General features: G+C 69.0%; 21 protein-coding genes. 7 read left to right on the top strand and 14 right to left on the bottom strand.

Features of this window, described 5'->3' with window-relative positions; genetic code table 11:
• Positions 1 to 22 precede the first annotated feature (22 nt).
• Positions 23 to 811, bottom strand: a complete 789-nt coding sequence (locus J2126_RS10555) for a sulfite exporter TauE/SafE family protein (RefSeq protein WP_348634277.1) — start codon at positions 809 to 811, stop codon at positions 23 to 25.
• Positions 812 to 830: 19 nt separating this feature from the next.
• Positions 831 to 1,481 (bottom strand): glutathione S-transferase family protein, encoded by a 651-nt coding sequence (locus J2126_RS10550; RefSeq protein ID WP_209486565.1) that lies wholly within the window; start codon positions 1,479 to 1,481, stop codon positions 831 to 833.
• A 393-nt stretch (positions 1,482 to 1,874) separates the two neighbouring features.
• On the opposite strand from J2126_RS10550, the gene J2126_RS10545 reads away from it, so the two are divergent.
• From J2126_RS10545 to J2126_RS10530, 4 genes are all read left to right on the top strand, one after another.
• Positions 1,875 to 3,092 (top strand): polyhydroxyalkanoate depolymerase, encoded by a 1,218-nt coding sequence (locus J2126_RS10545; RefSeq protein WP_209486563.1) that lies wholly within the window; start codon positions 1,875 to 1,877, stop codon positions 3,090 to 3,092.
• A gap of 209 nt (positions 3,093 to 3,301) precedes the next feature.
• Positions 3,302 to 4,519, top strand: a complete 1,218-nt coding sequence (locus J2126_RS10540) for an MFS transporter (protein ID WP_209490035.1) — start codon at positions 3,302 to 3,304, stop codon at positions 4,517 to 4,519.
• A 242-nt stretch (positions 4,520 to 4,761) separates the two neighbouring features.
• Positions 4,762 to 6,192, top strand: a complete 1,431-nt coding sequence (locus J2126_RS10535; protein ID WP_209486561.1) for a homospermidine synthase — start codon at positions 4,762 to 4,764, stop codon at positions 6,190 to 6,192.
• A gap of 102 nt (positions 6,193 to 6,294) precedes the next feature.
• On the top strand, positions 6,295 to 6,633 hold the full coding sequence (locus J2126_RS10530; protein ID WP_209486559.1) for an MmcQ/YjbR family DNA-binding protein: 339 nt from the start codon (positions 6,295 to 6,297) through the stop codon (positions 6,631 to 6,633).
• A gap of 73 nt (positions 6,634 to 6,706) precedes the next feature.
• Here J2126_RS10530 and J2126_RS10525 read toward each other — a convergent pair whose 3' ends face one another.
• Together J2126_RS10525 and J2126_RS10520 are read right to left on the bottom strand one after the other, a co-directional pair.
• A complete protein-coding gene (locus tag J2126_RS10525; protein WP_209486557.1) occupies positions 6,707 to 7,261 on the bottom strand; it encodes a GNAT family N-acetyltransferase in 555 nt (184 codons plus the stop codon).
• Positions 7,262 to 7,519: 258 nt separating this feature from the next.
• The gene (locus J2126_RS10520) at positions 7,520 to 8,650 is read right to left on the bottom strand and encodes a type III PLP-dependent enzyme (protein WP_209486555.1); all 1,131 of its coding nucleotides are present in this window, start codon (positions 8,648 to 8,650) and stop codon (positions 7,520 to 7,522) included.
• Between the two features lie 827 nt (positions 8,651 to 9,477).
• Here J2126_RS10520 and hemA point away from each other — a divergent pair.
• Positions 9,478 to 10,761 (top strand): 5-aminolevulinate synthase, encoded by a 1,284-nt coding sequence (gene hemA / locus J2126_RS10515; protein WP_209486552.1) that lies wholly within the window; start codon positions 9,478 to 9,480, stop codon positions 10,759 to 10,761.
• Between the two features lie 66 nt (positions 10,762 to 10,827).
• Here the strand turns inward: hemA and J2126_RS10510 are convergent, their stop codons facing one another.
• Genes J2126_RS10510 through J2126_RS10485 form a run of 6 tightly spaced genes read right to left on the bottom strand, consistent with a single transcriptional unit; the run spans position 10,828 to position 16,425 of the window.
• Positions 10,828 to 11,652, bottom strand: coding sequence for a phosphodiesterase (locus tag J2126_RS10510; protein WP_209486545.1), 825 nt, complete (start codon positions 11,650 to 11,652; stop codon positions 10,828 to 10,830).
• 3 nt (positions 11,653 to 11,655) lie between these two features.
• A complete protein-coding gene (locus J2126_RS10505) occupies positions 11,656 to 12,690 on the bottom strand; it encodes an ABC transporter ATP-binding protein (RefSeq protein ID WP_209486543.1) in 1,035 nt (344 codons plus the stop codon).
• Positions 12,687 to 13,478, bottom strand: coding sequence for an ABC transporter permease (locus J2126_RS10500; protein WP_209486541.1), 792 nt, complete (start codon positions 13,476 to 13,478; stop codon positions 12,687 to 12,689). The genes J2126_RS10505 and J2126_RS10500 overlap by 4 nt, the downstream gene beginning before the upstream one ends.
• An 8-nt stretch (positions 13,479 to 13,486) precedes the next feature.
• Positions 13,487 to 14,305, bottom strand: coding sequence for an ABC transporter permease (locus tag J2126_RS10495; RefSeq protein WP_209486539.1), 819 nt, complete (start codon positions 14,303 to 14,305; stop codon positions 13,487 to 13,489).
• 21 nt (positions 14,306 to 14,326) lie between these two features.
• Entirely contained in the window at positions 14,327 to 15,355 is a 1,029-nt protein-coding gene (locus tag J2126_RS10490) for an ABC transporter substrate-binding protein (RefSeq protein WP_209486537.1), read from the bottom strand.
• Positions 15,356 to 15,363: 8 nt separating this feature from the next.
• Complete coding sequence (locus J2126_RS10485) at positions 15,364 to 16,425, bottom strand: substrate-binding domain-containing protein (RefSeq protein ID WP_209486535.1); 1,062 nt, start codon at positions 16,423 to 16,425, stop codon at positions 15,364 to 15,366.
• 409 nt (positions 16,426 to 16,834) lie between these two features.
• On the opposite strand from J2126_RS10485, the gene J2126_RS10480 reads away from it, so the two are divergent.
• Positions 16,835 to 17,557, top strand: a complete 723-nt coding sequence (locus tag J2126_RS10480) for a response regulator (protein ID WP_348634276.1) — start codon at positions 16,835 to 16,837, stop codon at positions 17,555 to 17,557.
• The gene (locus J2126_RS10475; RefSeq protein WP_209486531.1) at positions 17,554 to 18,861 is read left to right on the top strand and encodes an ATP-binding protein; all 1,308 of its coding nucleotides are present in this window, start codon (positions 17,554 to 17,556) and stop codon (positions 18,859 to 18,861) included. The genes J2126_RS10480 and J2126_RS10475 overlap by 4 nt, the downstream gene beginning before the upstream one ends.
• A 71-nt stretch (positions 18,862 to 18,932) precedes the next feature.
• Here the strand turns inward: J2126_RS10475 and J2126_RS10470 are convergent, their stop codons facing one another.
• From J2126_RS10470 to J2126_RS10455, 4 genes are all read right to left on the bottom strand, one after another.
• Positions 18,933 to 19,814: a 3-hydroxybutyryl-CoA dehydrogenase gene (locus J2126_RS10470; RefSeq protein WP_209486529.1), complete on the bottom strand. Its 882-nt coding sequence runs from the start codon at positions 19,812 to 19,814 to the stop codon at positions 18,933 to 18,935.
• A gap of 89 nt (positions 19,815 to 19,903) precedes the next feature.
• Positions 19,904 to 20,848 carry an electron transfer flavoprotein subunit alpha/FixB family protein gene (locus tag J2126_RS10465; protein WP_209486526.1) on the bottom strand — a complete coding sequence of 315 codons (945 nt, stop codon included), beginning with the start codon at positions 20,846 to 20,848 and terminating at the stop codon, positions 19,904 to 19,906.
• Positions 20,848 to 21,597 carry an electron transfer flavoprotein subunit beta/FixA family protein gene (locus J2126_RS10460; protein WP_209486519.1) on the bottom strand — a complete coding sequence of 250 codons (750 nt, stop codon included), beginning with the start codon at positions 21,595 to 21,597 and terminating at the stop codon, positions 20,848 to 20,850. Before J2126_RS10460 ends, J2126_RS10465 begins: the two co-directional genes overlap by 1 nt.
• Before the next feature lie 132 nt (positions 21,598 to 21,729).
• Positions 21,730 to 22,476 carry a rhomboid family intramembrane serine protease gene (locus tag J2126_RS10455; protein ID WP_209486517.1) on the bottom strand — a complete coding sequence of 249 codons (747 nt, stop codon included), beginning with the start codon at positions 22,474 to 22,476 and terminating at the stop codon, positions 21,730 to 21,732.
• Positions 22,477 to 22,550 lie beyond the last annotated feature (74 nt).

The raw sequence follows: 22,550 nt of genomic DNA, 5'->3' as shown, positions 1-22,550 counted from the left end.
GGGGCTGTAGGCGGCGGCCGGCTCAGATGAGGCCGCGCGCCAGCATGTAGACGCCGAGCAGGCCGAGGCCCGAGAAGAAGATGCGCCGGAACATCTGCGGCGAGGCCGCCCGGCGCACCAAGGTGCCGAGATGCATGCCGATGAAGGCCGGCAGCAGCGCGGCCGCCGAGGCGAGCGCGGTGGCCGGATCGGCCATCGGCCCGCCGCCGTCCCCCGGATGGAACAGGACCACCGCCAGCGCCGCCGTGGAGACGATGAAGGTGAGGCCGAGGGCCTGCACCAGATCGTCTCGCGCCAGCCCCAGCGACTGCAGATAGGGCGCCGAGGGCATGACCGAGACGCCGGTGGTGCCAGTGACGAGGCCGGTCAGAAAACCCATGAGCGGTGACAGCCACGGCTCGTGCCGCGCCGGCACCTTCAGCTGCACCGAGGACAGGCCGAGCAGGCCATAGGCCAGCAGCGTCGCCCCGAGCGCCGGCTGCGCGGCGGGCGAGGCGAGGCCACCGAGCAGCAGGCCTCCGGTGAGCGTGCCGGCGGCGACCATCGCCATCATCCAGCCGAATCGCCGGGCGATGCCGAGCACGTTCGGCCCGGTGAAGTATTGCCAGAAATTGGTGACCGTGGAGGGGAGGATCAGCAGGGCCGCCGCCTCGGGCGGGGCGAGGACCACGCTGAGCAGGCCGATGCCGACCGTCGGCAGGCCCATGCCGATCACGCCCTTCACCATGCCCGCCAGCACGAGCACGGCAAAGCCGATTGCGATCAGGCCAAGATTCACGGACGCGGCGGCGGCCGTCGCCGTTTCGATCACCGGAAGAGGTCCGAAAGCATCAGAACTCGGCGTCCAGCTCTTCCAGCTCCTCGGGCTCGGACAGCGCACCCTCGATCCATTCCTGGACCAGCGGCAGCGCCATGATGCGGGTGCGGTAGGCCTCGCACTGGGGATCGAGCTTCACGTCGTAGGTGGTGAAGCGGGAGCAGACGGGGGCGTACATGGCGTCGGCCAGCGTCGGTGTCGCGCCCATCAGGAACGGCCCGCCGTGGGCAGTGAGGCAGCCCCGCCAGATGGCGGCGATGCGCTCGATGTCCGCCTGTGCGCCGGCCCAGACCTTGAAGCCCGGATAGTGCGCCTTGATGTTCATCGGCAGCGCCGAACGCATGTTGGCGAAGCCCGAGTGCATCTCGCCGGAGATGGAGAGGCAGTGGGCGCGCACCGCGCGGTCGGCCGGCAGAAGGCCGGCCTCGGGGAAGACCTCGTTGAGGAAGGCGGCGATGGCCAGCGTGTCCCACACCGTCACGTCCTCATGCACCAGCCGCGGCACGAGGAAGGACGGCGACAGCAGAAGCAGCTCCGCCTTGGCGTCGGGATCGTCGGTCGGCACCCGCTCCTCCTCGAAGGAGAGGCCGGCCATCTTGCACAGCAGCCAGCCGCGCATGGACCAGGAGGAGTAGTTCTTGCTGGAGATGGTGAGCGTCGCCATGCCTGTCCCGTGCCTCGGATTTGCGATCCCTGACCTGACCGTTCCCCTCGACTTTCGCCTGTTTCTGACCGCCCGTGTCTGTTCTGGCGCAGCCGGCGGCTTCGATTTTGGTGGGGCCATCCGGCGCGGTCGCTCGGCCGTCGGCCCTATTGCTAAGGATGCGTGTTGCAATGCACCACGCATAGCTCCAATATCAACTTAACAGGTACATCCGTTCAGGCTTGCTGCAAAGCGGAAAGCTGGGCCTGCGACAACTACTTAATGCTTCCGCCGGCCGTCGGGGGCCGGGCGTGGGGGACGCGGAGCAGAAGGACCTTTCGGCATCATGCTGCAGACTTCTTCCAGGTTCATTCCTCTGGCACCGTGGTGCCGGACGGTTCGGCGTTCGCTGCCATGATGTACTCCGCCTATCAGGCCCAGGCCGACCTCATGAGCCCGATGAGGTTCTTCGCCAGCCTCGCGCGGCAGACCCTCAACGGCCCCCTCGTCAACGGCTACGGCCATCTCGGCTTCCGCCAGCTCGCGGCCGCCTACGAGCTGGTCGAGCGCGCCGCCCTCTCCCATGGCCGGCCGTCTTTCGGCATCAAAACGGTTGAAGTCGGAAATCGCGAAGTCCAGGTGACGGAGGAGAACACCGCCGTCCTGCCCTTCGGCACCCTGTTGCGCTTCAAGAAGGACGTGGAGGTGCCACAGCCCCGCGTCCTCGTGGTCGCGCCCCTGTCGGGTCATTTCGCGACGCTGCTCGTCAACACCGTGAAGACGATGCTGCCGGACCATGACGTCTACATCACGGACTGGCACAATGCCCGCGAGGTGCCCCTCTCGGCGGGTCCGTTCGGCTTCGACGATTACGTCGAGCACGTCATCCGCTTCCTGGAGATCATGGGCCCCGGCGCCCATCTGGTGGCGGTGTGCCAGCCGTGCGTGCAATCCCTCGTGGCCGCAGCGGTGATGGCGCAGGAGAAGAACCCGGCCGTGCCGGCCTCCATGACGCTCATGGCCGGCCCCATCGACTGTCGCATCAACCCCACCAAGGTGAACGAGCTCGCCACCTCCAAGCCCATCGCGTGGTTCGAGAAGAACCTGATCTCGACCGTGCCGAAAGGCTTCGCGGGGTCCGGGCGCCGGGTCTATCCCGGCTTCATGCAGCTCACCGCCTTCGTGAACATGAACCTCACGCGGCACATCAAGGCGCACCTCGATCTCTACAACGCCCTCGCCGAGGGCGACGAGGAGAAGGCCGAGACCACCAAGGCCTTCTACGACGAATATTTCGCGGTGCTCGATCTCGCCGCCGAATTCTATCTGGAGACCGTGCGCTACGTGTTCCAGGAATACCGTCTGCCCAAGGGCGAACTGACCTATCGCGGCCGGCCCATCGATTTCCGCGCCATCCGCAAGACGGCGCTGCTCACCGTGGAAGGCGAGCGGGACGACATCTGCTCCATCGGCCAGACCATGGCGGCGCAGGACATCTGCTCCGCTCTGCGCCCGCACAAGAAGCGCCACCACATGCAGGCCGGCGTCGGCCATTACGGCGTCTTCTCGGGCCGCAAATGGGCAAGCCAGGTCTATCCCATCGTCCAGAACCACATCCTGGCGAGCGACTGAACGGCGCGCATCTGAACCCCGCGTGAGCGGACGCAGGGGCAGGAGTTGCCAACCCTCGCCTGGGGCGGTACGCGGGCAGGGATCAAGCATCGTCCGGCGCGCGGACGTGCCACCGCGCGGACCTGCCCCGTGACCTTTCGCGAGACCTCGCCCCGACCCTCGTCCCAACCTCTGCCGCCGTCGTGACCGCGAGCGCACCCCCCGCCGGGATGCGGCTGCGGGAGCATCCCGCCTTCATCCTGTTCTGGATCAGCCGGGTCGCATCGGCGCTGGCCTTCCAGATGCTGGGAGTGGTGGTCGGCTGGCTGGTCTACAGCCTCACCGGCAGCGCCGCCGCCCTCGGCCTCGTGGGGCTCGCGCAATTCCTGCCCATCCTGTTCCTCACCCTGCTGGTGGGGCACGCGGCCGACACCTTCGATCGCCGCCGCATCGTGCTCGCCTGCCAGACGCTGTCGGCGCTCACCGTGGGGGCCCTCGCCCTTGCGGAAGGCGCGGGCCATGCCGGTCTCCTGCCGATCTATGCCGCCGTCGTCACCATCGGCGCCTGCCGCGCGTTCGAGGCGCCGACCATGGCGGCGCTGCTGCCGCGCCTCGTGCCGGGCGAAATGCTGCCGCGCGCGCTGGCGGTGGCCTCCTCCGCCATGCAGATGGCGACCATCGCCGGCCCCGCCGTGGGCGGCTTCGCCTATATCTTCGGCCCGGCGGTGCCCCTGACGCTGGCGGCCATCTGCTACGCGGTGGCCGCCGGCGCCATGGCCTTCATCCGCCATGTCCATGCGCCCGGGCCGCGCAGCGCGATGACGCTTGAGACGCTGCTCTCCGGCCTCGCCTTCATCCGCCGCAGCCCGGTGGTGCTGGGCTCCATCTCCCTCGATCTGTTCGCGGTGCTGCTGGGCGGCGTCACCGCGCTGCTGCCCATCTATGCCGCCGAGATCCTGCATGTGGGAACGCAGGGCCTCGGCGCCCTGCGCGCCGCGCCGGCGGTGGGGGCGGTGCTCATGTCCATCGTGCTGGTGCGCCGACCGCCCACGCGGCGGGTCGGGGCCGTCATGTTCGCCGCCGTGGCGGTGTTCGGGCTGGCGACGGTGGTGTTCGCGCTCTCCTCCAGCTTCCTTTTGTCGCTGGGCGCGCTGTTCGTGCTCGGCGCGGCGGACAATGTGAGCGTCGTCATCCGCTCCTCCCTCGTGCAGCTCTCCACGCCGGACGAGATGCGCGGGCGGGTCAGCGCGGTGAATTCCCTGTTCGTCGGCACCTCCAACCAGCTCGGCGAATTCGAATCCGGCATGGTCGCCGCGCTCATCGGCGCGGTGGGCGCCGGGGTGGCGGGCGGCGTCGGCACGCTGATCGTGGTGGCGCTGTGGACCCGGCTCTTTCCCGCGCTCTTCCGTGTCGATGCCATGCCGGTGAAAGTCGCGACCCGGCGCTGAACCAAATCCCCGCCGCTGCTTGGTTTGCCGGCTTTGCTCAAGCTCTTCGGTTGACGCCGGGCCGCGCTTTTCCCATGGTGCGCCCGCCCGCGCCTGCGCGCGGCGCTTACACCCACGCCGTGCCCTTGCGCGGCATCGTTTTCACGCCGCGCGGATGCCAGGGGGTTCCCCGCTTTCGCGCGTCCTGTGACTTTCGCGGCGCCCCGACAGGTCGGCGCCGCCACCCCGAGGAGTGTTTCACCATGAGCGACTGGCCGGTCCACGCGAAGATCGACGGCCCCATCGTGATGATCGGATTTGGCTCCATCGGCAGGGGCTGCCTGCCGCTGATCGAGCGCCATTTCGATTTCGACCGCGAGCGCATGGTGGTGATCGATCCGGTGGCGGACCACCGCAAGCTGCTCGATTCCCGGGGCATCCGCTTCGTCCAGTCCGAAGTCACCGCCGAGAACTACCGCGACCTGCTCACCCCGCTGCTGACCAACGGCCCCGGTCAGGGCTTCTGCGTCAATCTCTCGGTGGACGTGTCCTCGGTGGCGGTCATGGAGCTGTGCCGCGAGATCGGCGCGCTCTACATCGACACCGTGGTGGAGCCCTGGAAGGGCTTCTATTTCGACGAGGACATGCCCACCGCCGCGCGCACCAATTATGCGCTGCGCGAGAGCCTGCTCGCCGCCCGCCGCCGCAATCCGGGCGGCACCACCGCCGTGTCCACCTGCGGCGCCAATCCAGGCATGGTGTCCTGGTTCGTGAAGCAGGCGATGCTCAACATAGCCGCCGACACCGGTCTCGACCGGCCAGAGCCGACCACCCGCGAGGAGTGGGCGCAGTTCGCCCGCAGCCTCGGCATCAAGGGCATCCACATCGCCGAGCGCGACACCCAGCGCGCCCGCGAGCCCAAGGTGATGGGCCAGTTCTGGAACACCTGGTCGGTGGAGGGCTTCGTTTCCGAAGGCCTGCAGCCCGCCGAGCTGGGCTGGGGCACGCACGAAAAGAGCCTGCCGCCGGACGGCCGCACCCACGAGGCCGGCTGCGGCGCGGCCATCTATCTCCTCTCCCCCGGAGCGGCCACCCGCGTGCGCTCGTGGACGCCGACGCCGCAGGCCCAGTACGGCTTCCTCGTCACCCACAACGAGGCCATTTCCATCGCCGACTACCTCACGGTGCGCGACGGGGACGCGGTGGTCTACCGCCCGACCTGCCACTACGCCTATCATCCCTGCAACGACGCGGTGCTGTCGCTGCACGAGATGTTCGGCAACGGCGGGCACTTCCAGGAGAGCTGGAAGATCCTCGACGAGCACGAGATCGTGGACGGCATCGACGAGCTGGGCGTGCTGCTCTACGGCCACGCCAAGAACGCCTACTGGTTCGGCTCCCAGCTCTCCATCGAGGAGACACGCGAGCTTGCTCCCTACCAGAACGCCACCGGCATGCAGGTGACCTCCGCCGTGCTCGCGGGCATGGTGTGGGCGCTGGAGAACCCCGAGGCGGGCATCGTCGAGGCGGACGAAATGGACTTCCGCCGCTGCCTCGAAGTGCAGACGCCCTATCTCGGCCCGATGATCGGCACCTACACGGACTGGACGCCCCTCACCGGCCGGCAGAAGCTGTTCCCCGAGGATCTCGACCTCGAGGACCCGTGGCAGTTCAAGAACATCATCGTGCGGTGAGGCCTGCGAAGGTCTCCCGTGCTCTCTTTTTTGGAGTCAGAGGGCGATTCACCGATCACGTTGGTTCAACGTGATCGGATCGCGCTCTGAGGGAGACCTTCGATGGCGGTCGATGCCGCGCGGGTTCGGGAGATGGCCCTCGCTCTGCCTGAGGCGAGCGAGGCGCCGCACGTCGACCGCAGGGCCTTCCGCACGCCACGCAAGATCTTTGCGACATTGGGGCCGGGCGGGCGCGATCTCAACCTGATGTTCGATCCCGACCTGCGCGATTTCTATTGCGAGCAGGAGCCCGAAGCCTTCGCGCCGGTGCCGGGCGGATGGGGACGAATGGGCGCGACCCGCTGCAACCTCACCGTGGTGGATGAGGCGACGCTGGCCTCGGCGCTTCAGGCCGCGCACCGCCTCGCGGCTCCCAAGCCGAAGCGGCGCCGGGGCGGCTGACATAAATCCGGACCCAGAAACAAAAATCCCCGGCGCGACGGATCGAGCCGGGGATTTTCTTTGCGTCACACGCTCAGGCGGTCTTCAGCAGCGCCGGCGCCAGAAGCTCTTCCAGCGACGGCAGCGCGATGCGGGCGCCGGTGGGGCTGATGAGGCCACGGGCGCCGTCCAGCGCGCCGGTCTTCAGCTCCAGCGCCAGCAGGCGGTTGCGGTCATAGGCGCCGGGCATCCACAGCTCCCCGGTCTTCTCCGCCGAGAAGCCGAAGCGCTCGTAATAGGCCGCGTCGCCCACCAGCAGGATGGCGCCATGGCCCTTGGCCCGCGCCGCCGCGATGGAGGCGCGCATCATGTCGCCGCCGAGGCCGCGGGCGCGGAACCACGGATGGACCGCGAGCGGGCCGAGCAGCAGCGCCGGACGGGCGGGGCCCGCCGTCACGTTCCACAGGCGCACGGTGCCCGCCAGGCGGCCGTCCGGGCCGTGGGCGGAGAAGGCGAGGCCCTCCGCCGGCAGGCGGCCCTCGCGCAGACGCTCGGACGACTTGGCCTTGCGCTCCTCGCCCATGGTGAGGTCGAGAAGGGCCTCGCGGGGGGCCACATCTTCCACGGATTCAAGCACGATCTCGGTCATCGGCAACTCCTGCGCCAACGTGAGAGGTGAAGAAGCCCGTCCCGGCTGCATCACAGCCAGGCGAAATGCCTTCAGGGACGGGTGCGGAAGACGAGGGGACACATCCCCTCCTCACGCCCCGGACGGCGGGAAGCCGATGCCGGGGGACCTTCTGCGGCCGGGTCGCGGAATACGCTCGGGCGCCGCGCGGGCAGTTCTCCGCGTGGCTCCGCTCAGGGGGCCACGGGAGTTTGGATCTTTCGGCGGCGGAAGCCGCCCTCAGATCACGTAGGACTTCAGCGGCGGGAAGCCGTTGAATGCCACCGCCGAATAGGTGGTTGTGTAGGCGCCGCACGCCTCGATGATGATCTTGTCGCCGATGGAGAGCGACAGAGGCAGCTCGACCGGGGTCTTCTCATACATCACGTCGGCCGAATCGCAGGTCGGGCCGGCGAGCACGCAGGGGGCGGTGTCGTCGCCGTCGCGCGGGGTGCGCAGCGGGTAGCGGATCGCCTCGTCCATCGTTTCGGCGAGGCCGCCGAACTTGCCGATGTCGAGATAGACCCAGCGCATGGCGTCCTGCTCGGACTTCTTCGAGATGAGGACGACCTCGGTCTCGATCAGGCCTGCATTGCCCACCATGCCGCGGCCCGGCTCCATGATGGTTTCCGGGAGCGCGTTGCCGAAGTGACGGCGCAGGGAGGCGAAGATCGCCTCGCCGTAGGAGATGGCGCCCGGCACCTCCTGCAGATAGCGGGTGGGGAAGCCGCCGCCCAGATTGACCATGGACAGCGAGATGCCCCGCTCGGCGCAGGCGCGGAAGATCGCGGCGGCGGAAGCGAGCGCGCCGTCCCAGGCGTGCACGTTCTTCTGCTGCGAGCCCACGTGGAAAGACACGCCATAGGCGGCGAGGCCCAGGCGATGGGCGTGCTCCAGCACGTCCGCCGCCATCTCCGGCTCGCAGCCGAACTTGCGCGACAGCGGCCATTCGGCGCCGGCACCGTCGCAGAGGATGCGGCAGAACACCTTGGCGCCGGGGGCGACGCGGGCGATCTTCTCGACTTCCTCGTAGGAATCGACCGCGAACAGGCGCACACCCAGCTTGAAGGCGCGCTCGATGTCGCGCTCCTTCTTGATGGTGTTGCCGAAGGAGATGCGGTCGGCGCCCGCGCCGGTGGCGAGCACCATGTCGATCTCGCCGGTGGAGGCGCAGTCGAACGAGGAGCCGAGCTCCTCCAGCGCCTTCAGGATGGCGGCATCGGGATTCGCCTTCACGGCATAGAACACGCGGGTGTCCGGCAGCGCGCGGGCGAACGAGAGATAGTTGGTACGGACCACGTCGAGGTCCACCACCACGCAGGGGCCATCCTCTCGCCGGGTACGCAGGAATTCGCGGATGCGATCGGTCATGGATACCTCCCCGTGACCTGAAGCCAGTGAAGCGCAGGGATCTGCGCGACGACAGGACGGACGCTCCTTTCAGGGAGAGCCCGGGGCACGCGCTCGCATCCGCCCGGCGATGTGGACACGCCGAACGTCTGCGGGCCGTACCCGCTTCGCCGGGGCTTTACCCGGCCGCATCATCGGACCGAACGGCAGCAGAACCGCCCGCTTGGCCGCAAGGCAAAGCAGGAGCGAGGACGACTGCGCACGATTGGAGAGGGAAGTCCCGCTCCGCACGGCCGGCAAGATGTAGTGCCTCTTTAGTAACGCCGACCTTTGGAGGGCCGACCGAGACCAAAAAAGCCCTTACGTCGTTGCTTCAAGTCACGTCCCCCGCATTGAGGAGCGGGGTGGGCCGGTTCCCTCCGGCTTGTCGATCGTCCTGGCAGCTTTCCGGCCTCTTGTCCGGAGATCCTACCGACCGACACGCGACCACAGGCACGTGCGAATTTGGGCAACGCGGATGTAGGGGATTCGTACCGCCTTCGCAAGGGGCAATTTGATGAAGATCAGTGCAGGCGCGCAGGGCAGATCTGACGCTCGCGCGCAGCTCGCCGCGCGATCCGCCCGATGCCGCCGGTTTCGTGCAAGTTCCAGGTCGGGCCAGGCGGCTACCGTCTTCCGAGCGGCTTGTTGCGCTGCGGCATTTGTGCAGTCCCGGCACGGGGTTGCGCCGGATCGCCGCGCGTCACGCTCGGTACTTGATTGGCATCAATACAAGGAGCAAGCTGGCTGCATAATCTTAGAACAATGAGGATCCACCCGCGATCCCGTCTGCCGCCGCAGGGTTCGGAATGACCTACGACCACTTCTTTGCCGACGCCATCGACGCCCTGCGCAAGGAGCGCCGCTATCGCACCTTCGCCGAGATCGAGCGCGATGCCTCGCGCTTTCCGCGGGCGGTGTGGCACTCGCCGGGCGGTCCGCGCGACATCGTGGTGTGGTGCTCCAACGACTATCTCGGCATGGGCAGCCATCCGGATGTGGTCGCCGCCATGTGCGAGGCGGCCCAGGCGCGCGGCGCCGGCGCCGGGGGCACCCGCAACATCTCGGGCAACAGCCATGAGATCGTGATGCTGGAGCGCGAGCTGGCCGACCTGCACGGCAAGGAATCCGGCCTCGTCTTCACCTCCGGCTACATCTCCAACGCCACCGGCATCTCCACCATCGTCAAGCTGATCCCCGATTGCGTGGTGATCTCGGACGAGCTGAACCACAATTCCATGATCGAGGGCGTCCGCCACGGCGGCCGGCAGAAGGCCATCTTCCGCCACAACGACCTCGACCACCTCGAAGAGCTGCTGAAGGCGTCCGGCGACCGGCCGAAGCTGGTGGTGTTCGAGAGCGTCTATTCCATGGACGGCGACATCGCCCCCATCGGCGCCATCTGCGAGCTGGCCGAGCGCTACGGCGCCATGACCTATCTTGATGAGGTTCATGCCGTCGGCATGTATGGCGCGCGCGGCGGCGGCGTCGCCGAGCGTGACGGCGTGATGCACCGGGTGGACGTGATCGAGGGCACGCTGGGCAAGGCCTTCGGTGTGGTCGGCGGCTACATCACCGGCAAGCGCCTCATCATCGATGCCGTGCGCTCCTACGCGCCGGGCTTCATCTTCACCACCGCTCTGCCGCCGGCCGTCGCCGCCGCGGCCACCGCCTCGGTGCGCCATCTCAAGAATTCGCAGGCCGAGCGCACCGGCCAGCGCACCCAGGTGGCGAAGGTGAAGGCGGCGCTGGCCGCCGCCGGCCTGCCGCAGATGGAGACGCCCACCCACATCGTCCCGGTGATGGTGGGTGATGCCAAGGCCTGCAAGATGGCCAGCGACCTGATGCTGGCCGAGTACGGCATCTACATCCAGCCCATCAACTACCCCACCGTGCCGCGCGGCACGGAGCGCCTGCGCATCACCCCCACCCCGTTCCACGACGACGCGCTGATCGCCCATCTGGCGACCGCTTTGTCGGACGTGTGGGAGCGGCTGGAACTGCCTTATGCCGATCGCGTGGCGCAGCACACGGCCTCGCGCAGCACCGCGGCCGGCCCGGCGCCCATCCCGCTGCCGATGGCTGGCGGCTGAGACGGGCGATCCTGTCTTCCCCGACTGAAAAGCCCCGGCTCGACCGGGGCTTTTTGTTTGTGGCGCTCACTCCGGCGTGCCGATGGCCTTGCCGTCCGGCCCGAAGAAGGGGTGCGGGCCGGAAAAGCCGCCGATGAAGCTGCGGTGGGTCACGAGCCGCCCCTCCGCGAACAGGTGCAGCGAGAGGCTGGGCGGCTCCATGTGGAAGGTGGGCGCCGCATCCGCGTCGAGTGCGAGGCTCACGGAATGGGCCGGGGCCGGCGCGATGGTGGCGGCGATGCCGGCGAAGGTGGTCGTTACCGCCCGGTGCACATGGCCGCAGGTGAAGCCCACGACCTGCGGATGCCGCCGCAGCACAACCTCCAGCCCTGCGGCGTCGAACAGGTTCTGCACGTCCATGTGGCGGATGCCGGTCAGGAACGGCGGGTGGTGAGCGCACACCAGCGCCGGCCGGCCGGGCGCGGCCGCCAGCGTCGTATCTAGGAAGGAGAGACCTTCCGCGCCGAGGGTTCCGTGGGGCCGGCCATGGACGGTGGAATCGAGCATCACCAGCCGGAGCGGGAAGTCCTCCACCACATAATTCACGCGCCCGCCCGCGCAGCGCGCCGCGATCTCGGGAAAGGCGGCGAGCAGCCCGGCGGAGCTGTCGTGATTGCCGGGAATGGGGAAGAGCGGCAGGCCGAGGGGCGCGGCGATGGCGCGAAAGCGGGCGTATTCCTCCGGGTCGTCGAAGTCGGTCACGTCGCCGGTGACGATCACCGCATCGGGGCGGGGCGATAGGGCGCCGATGTGCGCGATCGCGGCTTCCAGATAGGTGGCGGTATCCACCACCCCATAGGCCAGCGTTCCGGGGCGGCGGATATGGGTGTCGGTGAGCTGGGCGATCAGCATGGGTCAGGCCAGAGTGTAGCGGTTGGCATCAAGGACAAGGCCGATGGCTGTGCCGGCGGTGAGGGGCAGGTCGGCCGGCGCCTCGGCGATGATGCGGGTTCCGTCGCCGGCATTCAGCGTCACCCGCTGGCGCGGGCCCTGGAACTCCACCTGCGCCACCTGAAACACCAGCGTCGCGTCCGCCGGACTCACGAGGCGCACCGCCTCGGGCCGGAACAGCAGCCGCGCCTTCGCCCGGTCGGGCGCGGTGACGGGCAGGATGCCGGCGGCGGTCTCGAAGCGGCCGTTGCGCACCATGCCCTCCAGCCGGTTGGTGATGCCGACGAAGCCGGCGACGTAATCGTCCGCCGGCTGGAAATAGACCTGCCGTGGCGTGCCCACCTGGGCGATGGCGCCGTTTTTCATCACCACGATGCGGTCGCCCAGCGCCAGCGCCTCGGCCTGGTCGTGGGTGACATAGACGGCGGTGATGGCGAGCCGGCGCAGAAGCGCGTCGATCTCGCTGCGCAGATGTTCGCGCAGGGCGGCGTCGAGGGCGGTCAATGGCTCGTCCAGCAGCAGCACGCGCGGCCGCACGGCGAGCGCCCGGGCGAGGGCGACGCGCTGGCGCTGGCCGCCGGACAATTGGTCGATGCGCCGCTCGGCCAGCGCCTCGATGCGCATCATGGCGAGCACGGAGGCCGCCTGCGTCCGCCGCGCGGCCGTCCCCACGCCGCGCACGCGCAGGCCATAGGCCACGTTGTCGATGACGCTCATGTTGGGGAACAAAGCGTAGGACTGGAACACCATGCCCACGTTGCGCTTCTCGATGGGCAGGGCCGTCACGTCGGCGCCGTCGAAGGCGATGCGCCCGCCGGCGTCGGGTGTCTCCAGCCCGGCGATGAGGCGCAACAATGTGGTCTTGCCGCAGCCGGATGGGCCGAGCAGGACCAGCGTCTCGCCCGCCTTCACCTCCAGATCGACCGGCGAGAGCGCCCGCGTGCCGTCCGGATAGGTCTTGCCGCAGCCGGCGATGGAAATGGCGGCGCCGGTGGTCATCGCGCGCTCCCCGTGGTGCGGCCGAACATCTGGAGGGCAAGGAGCAGGGGCACGATCATGACGAAGAAGACCAGCGTGTAGGCGCTCGCGATTTCGAGGCGCATGGAGGCGTAGCTGTCGGCGAGACCCACCGGCAGCGTCTTGGTCAGCGGGGTGTGCAGCATCCAGGTGAGGTTGAACTCGCCGATGGAGAGGGTCACCACCATCAGCGCTCCGGCGAGGATGCCGCCCTTCGCATTGGGCAGCACCACATGGAAGAAGCGCTGCAGCGGCGAGGCGCCCAGCGACGCCGCGCCTTCCTCCAGCGAGCGGATGTCCACGGCGGCGAGCACCGCCATCACCGCGCGGAGCATGAAGGGCAGGGTGTAGAGCACGTGGCCGGTGAGGATGAAGGCCGGGCTCATGCGGAATTCGCGGATGGCGCCATAGGCGAGGATGAGCGCCAGCGCGAGCGCGAGGCCCGGCACCGCCACCGGCAGCGTCACCACCTCTTCCACGATGCGGGCGAGCCGCGAGGGCCGCCGCACCAGCGCCCAGGCGGCGGGCACGGCGATGACGAGCGTCGCGGCCAGCGTGCCCAGCGCGATGCCGATGGAGAGCCAGATGGTGCCGGAATAAAGCGCCAGCACCTGCTTCACCCAATCCAGCGTGAGGCCGGAGGAGACGCCCCGGAAGTAATTGGCCGTGAAGCCGGCGAGAATGGAGGCGCCGGCCGGCACCATCAGGAAGGCAGCGGCCAGCAGGGTGACGAACAGCTGGAAGGCGAAGGTGAGGCGGTGGGTTTTCATGGCTTGCCTCAGCCCGCCGCCGCCACGCCGCCACCGGCGAGGTTGCGCGACAGGGCGAGCACCGCCCAGGTGATGAGGCCGAGGGCGATGGAGAGCGCCGCCGCCGTGGCGAAGTTCGCGTTGAGGGTGAACTCCGTATAGATGGTCATCGCCAGCACATCGATGCGCGTCGCCAGCGTGAAGGCGGTGCCGAAGGCCCCCATGGCGGTGGCGAAGGCGATGGCGCCGGAGGCCATCAGCGCCGGGGCGATGCCGGGCAGGGTCACGTCCCGCAGCACCTCGAAGCGCCCCGCACCGAGCGAGCGGGCCGCCTCCTCCAGCGCCGGATCGAGCTTCTCCACGGCCGCCATGAGCGTCACGAGCACCCGCGGCAGCGAGAAATACACATAGCCGGCGAACAGGCCGGCCATGGAATAGGCGAACACCCATCGCCCCATGCCGAGGCCCATGGACAGGCTGGCGAGGAGCCCCTGCCGGCCGGCCAGCAGGATCACCATGAAGCCCACCACCACGCCGGGGAAGGCCAGCGGCAGCGTGAGGCAGGAGACAAGCAGCGGCCGGCCCCAGAAACGGTTGCGGGCAAGGAATAGCGCGACGACGGTGCCGATGGCGAGGGTCGCCGCCGTCACCGCCGCCGAGAGGGCGAGCGTCGCGAGAAGCGTCGCGAAATGCCGGGGATTGGTGAGGATGGCGACATATTCCGCCATCCCGTTGGGGCCGGACCCCGCCACGCCGATGAGCCGCACCATGGGCAGCAGGAAGAAGGCCGCCACGAACAGGAACAGGGGCAGCAGGAACAGGCGGGCGAGGCGATCGGCGCTGTGCATGGCGTCAGGCTTGAGCCCGCCTCACTTCACGGCGTTGAGGTAGGCGTCGGAAAAGGCCTTCTGCGCCGTCTCCATGCGGGCATAGTCCACGGGCTTGGCGCGGGCGTAGTCCGAGGCGGGCAGGAAGCGGCTGGCGATGTCCGCCGGCAGCTCGATGGCGCGGGCGGGGCGCAGGTAGGCCTTCGCCCACATGGCTTGGCCCTTGTCGGAGAGCACGTAGTCCAGCACCTTTTTGGCGGCTTCCGGGTGCGGCGCGCCCTTCACCATGGTCATCACGTAGGGGACGACCACCGAGCCCTCGCAGGGGATGACGAAGGCGAAATTGCCCTTCTCGTTATACTTCGCGCGATAGGCGTTGAAGTCGTAGTCGAACAGGATCGGGATCTCGCCGGAGACCACGCGGGCGTAGGACGTCTGCTTGGGCACGATAGGCTGGTTGGCCTGAAGCTTCTTGAAGTATTCGATGCCCGGCTTGAAATCGTCGAACGAGCCGCCCATGGCGCCGTTCACCGCCACCGCGCCCACATAGCCCACGAAGGCGGATGTGGGATCGAGATAGCCGACGAGGCCCTTGTATTCGGGCTTCAGCAGGTCCGCCCAGCAGGCCGGCACCGGCGCGCCGCCCAACGCATCCTTGTTCACGAACAGGCCGAGCGTGCCGGAATGGATGGTGAACCAGTTGCCGTCCTTGTCCTTCAGGCCTTCGGGAATGTCGGCGAAGCCCTTGGGCTCATAGGGCTGGGTGACGCCGGCATCCTTGGCCTTGATGCCGAAGGTGACGCCGAGATAGGCGACATCCGCCACCGGGCTCGCCTTCTCTGCGAGGATCTGGGCGAGGGACTGGCCGGAATTCTTGTTGTCCTGCGGCACGTCGATGCCGGTATCGGCCTTGATGGCCTTCAGCATGGCGCCCCAGTCGGCCCATTCGGGCGGGCAATTGTAGCAGATGGCATCCGCCGCCGCGGCCGGGCGGGCCGGAACGATGGCTGCGACGGCGGCGAGCGCGAAAGCGGAAAGCGTCACGGCGGACAGGGTCTTGAGGGGACGCATGGCGGGCCTCACGGGTTGAGTGGGGTCGGCGGGGTAGGGTCTTGGCGGCGGGAACGCTTCGGCGCGGCGGCAAGCGTGCCGCCGGGCCGCAGGCTGAAGGGCAGCCGCTCCACGCGGGGGGCGGCACCGGTCTCGATCATCTCGAACAGCATCTCCACGGCCCGCTCCCCCATCATGCGGGTGGGCGTGTCCACGGTGGCGAGGCTCGGGCTCATGGCGCGGCCGAGGGCAATGCCGTCGAAGCCGGCTACCGAAACATGGTCCGGCACGCGGATGCCGAGGTCGCGCAGCGCGCCGGTCACGGAGAGGGCGAGCAGGTCGTTAGAGCACAAGGCGGCGGTGGGGGCGGAGGCCTCGCCGAACAGGCCGGCGAGCGCCGCCGCATGGCTCGGGGCGTCGCCCAGATAGTCGAGCTCCAGCGGCGCTGCGGCGACGAGCCCGGCCTTCTGCATGGCCGCGCGATAGCCCTCGTAGCGCCTCAGCGAGCGGTCCGATGTGGCGAAGCGGCCGGCGAGATAAGCGATGCGCCGGTGCCCGGCGGCAATCATCGCCTCGGTGAGGGCGGACGTGGCGGCCGCGTTGTCCACGCAGACGGCGGCGCGGGCGTCGCCCTCCGGCTCGTTGTGGACCAGCACGAAGGGGATGCTTTCGGCCTCCAGCAGGTCCAGCGTGGCGTTCTGGCTGGCGCAGGCGACGGTGAGCACGAGGCCGGCCACGTTCTGCGCCACCAGCGTCTCCACCAGCTCCGCCTCGGCGCCGGGATCGTAATCGGTCGCGGTGAGGAGCAAAGTGTGGCGCCGCTCGCGGGCGGCGGCCTGCATGCCAGCCACCGAGGCCGCGAACACCGGATTGGTGAGGCTCGGGATCAGGACGCCGACGGTGCGGGTCTTGAGCGTCTTCAGCGCCCGGCCGATCTCGCTGGGGCGGAAGCCCAGTTCGTCGATGGCCGCCCGCACCCGGGCCTCCACGTCGGCGCTGGTGGGCGCCGAGCGGTTGATGACGCGGCTGACCGTGGCGATGGAGCAGCCCGCCCGTTCGGCGACGGTCCTGATGGTGACGATGCGCGGCACGTGCGACCCCGGTTGGCTTCACCCGGCTGTTTCAATCGAGCGTGAAACCGTTTTCAGGATCAGTAAAGGGGGCGCGCGACAGGCGTATGACGGGGCGCGGATGGGCTCAGGTTGAAATGCGGACAGCGGGCGTGCCGAGGCACGCCCGCTGCGGGGAAGGGAAGATCAAGGGCGGCGAGATTCCCTTCCTTCCGGTGGCTACCGAGGCGGGTCGCGCCTCGTGGTTTTCAGCCTGTCGCGAGGATGGCGGCCGCTGCGAGCAAATTGACGTCGGGGCGGTATCGGAAAATGTCCGGCGCGGCAGATTTTGTGACGCAGTGTTGCCAGCATGGTCCTGGCAATGCTTCGACGCACGCGGGTCTGGCGCGGCAGGGGCGGCGCGCTAGCATCGGCGCGAACGGAGGAACGGGTGCAACAGGACGGGCCGCACATTCTCGTCGTCGACGACGACCTCGAAATCCGCAAGCTTCTCAGCCGGTATCTCACCGCCCAGGGCTTCCGCGTCACCGCTGCCGGAGACGGGCGGGAGATGGAGGAGAAGCTCGTCACCCAGCGCATCGACTTCGTGGTGCTGGACCTCATGCTGCCCGATGCGTCCGGCCTCGACCTGTGCCGTGCCCTGCGCGCCCGCTCGCGGGTGCCGGTCATCCTGCTCACCGCCCTCAAGGAGGATGTGGACCGCATCATCGGCCTCGAGATCGGGGCCGATGACTACCTCGGCAAGCCGTTCAACCCGCGGGAGCTGGTCGCCCGAATCCGGGCCGTCCTGCGGCGGACCAGCGCCGCCGAGCCGGCATCGCCGCAGGTGCGCGCCTACGCTTTCGCCGGCTTCAGGGCCGAGCCGGAGCTGCGCCGCGTCACCTCGGCGGGCGGCGCTGAGGTGGGGCTGACCGGGGCGGAGTTCGATCTGCTGATGGCCTTCCTGGAACGGCCCGGCCGCATTCTCTCGCGCGACCAGCTGCTCGACATCACCCGCGGCCGGGAGGCCGGCCCCTTCGACCGCTCCATCGATGTGCTGGTCAGCCGGCTCCGCCGCAAGCTCGGCGATCAGGGCGCGTTCCAGATTCTCAAGACCCTGCGCAATGGCGGCTATCAGCTCTCGGTGCGGGTGGATGTGGAGACGGCGCCGTGAGGACGCTGCGGGCGCAGGTGACGGCCATCCTCGTGGCCGCCGTGCTGGTGGTGATCGCGCTCGCCAACGGCGCCGCATTCTTCATTGCCCGCCCGCAATGGCCGCCGTTCGGGGCGGGCGTCATCGCGCCCGCCATTCTCGATGCCGTGGCGCTCGCGGCCAAGCTTCCGCCGGGGACCGATGCGCCGGCGCTGCGGCCTGCGCCGCCCGCCGGTCCCCTCGACGAGATGGCGAGCCGGCAGCTTTCCGATGCACTCGCCCGGCTCGGCCAACCCCATCCGGTGCGGGTACTCAGGCCCGAGGGCGGGTCGCCGGTGACCGCAATCGGCCTCGCCGACGGGCGGTGGCTCGTGCTGTCGGGCGGCGGCATCCCCCCTCCGCCGCGCGGCCCGCCGGGCGGGACCTTCGGCTTCGCCGTCTGGCTGGCGTTGATGATTCTCGGCGTGACTGGCGTCGTGGTTCTCGCCGTCCGGCGCCTGACCCGTCCGCTGGCGCTGGTGGAAGAGGCCGCACGGCGCATCGGGCCGGACGGCGAACTGCCCGTCCTGCCTGAGCGGGGGCCGGCCGAGGTGCGCGCCGCGGCCGCCGCCATCAACCGGCTGTCGGCGCGGCTGAAGGCCTCCATGGACAGCCGCATGCGCATCGTCGCCGGCGCGGCGCACGATTTGCGCACCCCGCTCACCCGGATGCGCCTGCGCGCGGAATTCGTCGCCGACGAGGAGGATCGCGCCCAATGGCTCTCGGACCTCGCGGAGCTGGACCGCATCGCCGACAGCGCCATCCGCCTGGTGCGCGAGGAGGTGGAGGGCGGCGCGCTGGAGGCGGTCCGCTTCGACCGGCTGGTGGAGCAGGTGGCGACCGAACTGCGTGAGATCGGGCTTGGCGTCGCCGTGCGCGGCACCGTGCCGGGCCTCGTCTCCGGCCGGCCGCTTTCCCTCAAGCGGGCGGTGCGCAATCTCGCGGTCAATGCCGCTACGCACGGTGCGAGCGCCGCCCACGGTGCGGGCCTTGGCGGCGGCGCGCGCCTTGCCGTCAGCGCCGATGCGGAGCGGGTGGTGCTGGTGATCGAGGATGATGGCCCCGGCATTCCCGAGGCGCTGATGGGGCGGGTGTTCGAGCCGTTCTTCCGGGTCGATCCGGCGCGGCAGGTGAAGATCCCCGGGGCGGGCCTCGGCCTCGCCATCGCCAATGAGATCATCGCCCGTCATGGCGGGGGTCTCACCCTCTCGAACCGCCCGGGGGGCGGACTGTTACAGCGGGTGGAATTGCCGGCCGCCGACGCGGGGCAGGATGGCGATGAGTGATCGAACGCCCGGTCGCCTTCGGCCGGGCTGATCTTTGGGCGAGGCCGATGCCGGCCTCCGCGTCCCCCGCCTCAGCGCGTGGGGACGGGCTTCTCGCCGCGATAGTCGTAGAAGCCGCGCTGCGTCTTGCGGCCGAGCCAGCCGGCCTCGACATACTTCACCAGCAGCGGGCAGGGCCGGTACTTGGAATCGGCGAGGCCCTCGTGCAGCACCTGCATCACCGCGAGGCAGGTATCGAGGCCGATGAAGTCGGCGAGCTGCAGCGGACCCATGGGATGGTTGGCGCCAAGCTTCATGGCGCGATCGATGGAATCCACCGAGCCCACGCCCTCATAGAGGGTGTAGATGGCCTCGTTGATCATCGGCAGCAGGATGCGGTTGACGATGAAGGCCGGGAAATCCTCGGCCACCGCATAGGTCTTGTGCAGGCGGGTGACGAAGGTCTTGGAGGCCTCGAAGGTCTCGTCGTCGGTGGCGATGCCGCGCACCAGCTCCACCAGTTCCATCAGCGGCACCGGATTCATGAAGTGAATGCCGATGAAGCGCTCCGGCCGGTCGGTGGCGGCGGCGAGGCGGGTGATGGAGATGGAGGAGGTGTTGGAGGCGAGAATGGCCTCCGGCTTCACCACCTGGCAGAGCGCGGAGAAAATCTTGCGCTTCACCTCTTCCCGCTCGGTGGCGGATTCGATCACGAGGTCGCAGTCGCCGAGGTCCTCGGTCTTGTCCGCGGCGACGATGCGGGCGAGGGCTTCCTGCCGGTCGGTCTCGGACACGAAGCCCTTGGCCACCTGCTTGGCCATGTTGCCATTGATGGTGGCGAGGCCGGAGCGGATGCGGTCAGGGTCCGCGTCGTTCAGCGCCACGTCGTAGCCGGCGAGCGCGCAGACGTGCGCGATGCCGTTGCCCATCTGGCCTGCGCCGATGACCCCGACCTTCTTGATCTCGAGCGGCATGATTCTCTCGTTTCGCCTTGTTGCCGGTGACCGGGGCGGGCATCCCCGAAACTGCGGCCGGTGGTTCTCCGGCCGCAGCCAGAGTTATCCTATCCCTTAACCTTGGCGATTTCCGCCTTGAGTTCGGGGATGACGGTGTTGATATCGCCGACGAGACCGTAGTCCGCCACCTGGAAGATGGGGGCTTCCTCGTCCTTGTTGACGGCGACGATGACCTTGGAATCCTTCATGCCGGCGAGATGCTGGATGGCGCCGGAGATGCCGAGGGCGATGTACAGCTCGGGGGCGACGACCTTGCCGGTCTGGCCCACCTGCCAGTCGTTCGGGGCATAGCCCGCGTCCACCGCGGCGCGCGAGGCGCCCACCGCCGCGCCCAGCGCGTCGGCCAGAGGCTCGATCAGCTCGGCGAACTTCTCCCGCGAGCCCACCGCGCGACCGCCCGACACGATGATCTTCGCGGCGGTCAGCTCGGGACGGTCGGAGGCGGCGATGGCCTCGTCCACGAAGGTGGAGAGCGCCGGGTCGGACGCCGCGCCCACGGTCTCGATGGCGGCCGAGCCGCCCTCGCCGGTGGCGGCGAAGGAGGCGGTGCGCACCGTCACCACCTTCTTGGCGTCATTGGACTTCACGGTCTGGATGGCGTTGCCCGCATAGATGGGCCGCTCGAACGTGTCGGGCGAGACCACCTTGGTGATGTCCGACACCTGCATCACGTCCAGCAGCGCGGCGACGCGCGGCAGCACGTTCTTGGCGCTGGCGGTGGAGGGGCCGACGATGGCGTCGTAGCCGGGCGCCAGCGAGACGAGCAGCGCCGCCAGCGGCTCGGCGAGGCGGTGCGCGTAGAGCGCGTCGTCGGCGAGCAGCACCTTCTCGACGCCCGAGAGCTTCGCGGCGGCCTCGGCCACGCCCTTGGCGTTCTGGCCGGCGACCAGCACATGCACCGGCGCGCCGAGCGCGGCGGCGGCGGTGAGGGCCTTGGCGGTGACGCCGTTGAGGGCCGAATTGTCGTGTTCGGCAATGAGCAGAACGGCCATCAGATCACCCCCGCCTCATCCTTGAGCTTCGCCACCAGCTCGGCGACCGAGCCCACCTTCACGCCCGCCTTGCGGCCGGCCGGCTCCTGGGTCTTCAGCACCTCGAGCCGCGGGGCGACGTCCACGCCGTAATCGGCCGGCGTCTTCTCGGCGATGGGCTTCTTCTTCGCCTTCATGATGTTGGGCAGCGAGGCGTAGCGCGGCTCGTTGAGGCGCAGGTCCGTCGTGACGATGGCCGGGCCGTTGAGCTTGATGGTCTGCAGGCCGCCGTCGATCTCGCGGGTGACGACGGCGCCGCCGTCCTCCACCACGACCTTGGACGCGAAGGTGGCCTGAGGCCAGCCCAGCAGCGCCGCCAGCATCTGGCCGGTCTGGTTGCAGTCGTCGTCGATGGCCTGCTTGCCGAGGATCACCAGGCCGGGGGCTTCCTCGCCCACAACGCCCTTGAGGATCTTGGCGACCGCGAGCGGCTCGACCACGCCGTCGGTCTTCACCAGAATGCCGCGGTCGGCACCCATGGCCAGCGCCGTGCGCAGCGTCTCGGACGCCTGGGCCGGGCCGATGGACACCGCCACCACCTCGGTCGCCTTGCCGGCTTCCTTGAGGCGGAGCGCCTCTTCCACCGCGATCTCGTCGAACGGGTTCATGGACATCTTGACGTTCGCGAGCTCAACGCCCGAACCGTCCGACTTCACCCGGACCTTCACGTTGTAATCCACCACCCGCTTAACGGGCACCAGGATCTTCATCGACACGCGCTCCCCGTTCCCGAAATCTCGACTGGCGGTCGCAAAATCCGCCGATGATCGAAACTTCCGCTCTTATCCCTGCATTGCAGCATTTCTTGCGGGCGGGCAACGTAGGAGGGGCCAGAAAGCGTGTCAACGCTCGCTCCGGCGCGGCGTTCGGACGCCCTGCGCGCGGATGCTCGGCACCCCGGAGGGATCGCGATCGAACAGGGCGACGCCCGGCCGGCGCATCAGTACCACCAGCACAGCGCCGGCGAGGAAGCCGCCCACATGCGCCCACCACGCCGTTTCCTGGTCCGTGCTCGACAGGATCTGCCACACCTGCAGGCCGAACCACGCGCCGATGGCCCAGTAGGCGGGGATGCGGAGCGGGATCTTCATCAGCACCAGCGCCCACAGGCGGATGTTGGGATGGAGGACGAGATAGGCCGCGATCACCCCCGCCACGGCGCCCGAGGCTCCCACCAGCGGCGCCTCGGAGCCCGGCTCGGCCAGCACATGGGCGAGCCCGGCGATGATGCCGCACAGCAGGTAGAACAGGAGGAAGCGGGCATGGCCCATGGCGTCCTCCACATTGTCGGCGAACACCAGGAGGAAGGCCATGTTGCCGATGAGGTGGAGCCACCCGCCGTGCAGGAACATGTAGCTGACAAGGGTGAGGGCCGGCGGCAGCCGCTCGTAGCCCTCGGGCAGGATGGCGACGCCGCTGACCACGGCGGGAATGGCGCCGAAGCCAAGCACCCCGGCCTCGCTCACGGGCCCGAAAGCGCCGTGCTGGAGCGCGACGAACACGAACACGTTGAGCAGCACCAGCGCCCAGGTGACGTAGGGGCGGCGCACATGCTCCAGCGGATTGGTATCGGCAAGCGGAACGAACATCGCAGGGTCCCGGGGACCCGTCCGCCGCCTGCGGCCGTCCTGTCCCGTTGCGGCAAGCTTAGAGCAGGGCGACG

Source organism: Xanthobacter flavus (assembly GCF_017875275.1).
Taxonomy (GTDB): domain Bacteria; phylum Pseudomonadota; class Alphaproteobacteria; order Rhizobiales; family Xanthobacteraceae; genus Xanthobacter; species Xanthobacter flavus_A.
The sequence above is the reverse complement of the archived record's forward strand: the minus strand, read 5'-3'. Positions and strand labels throughout refer to the sequence as shown.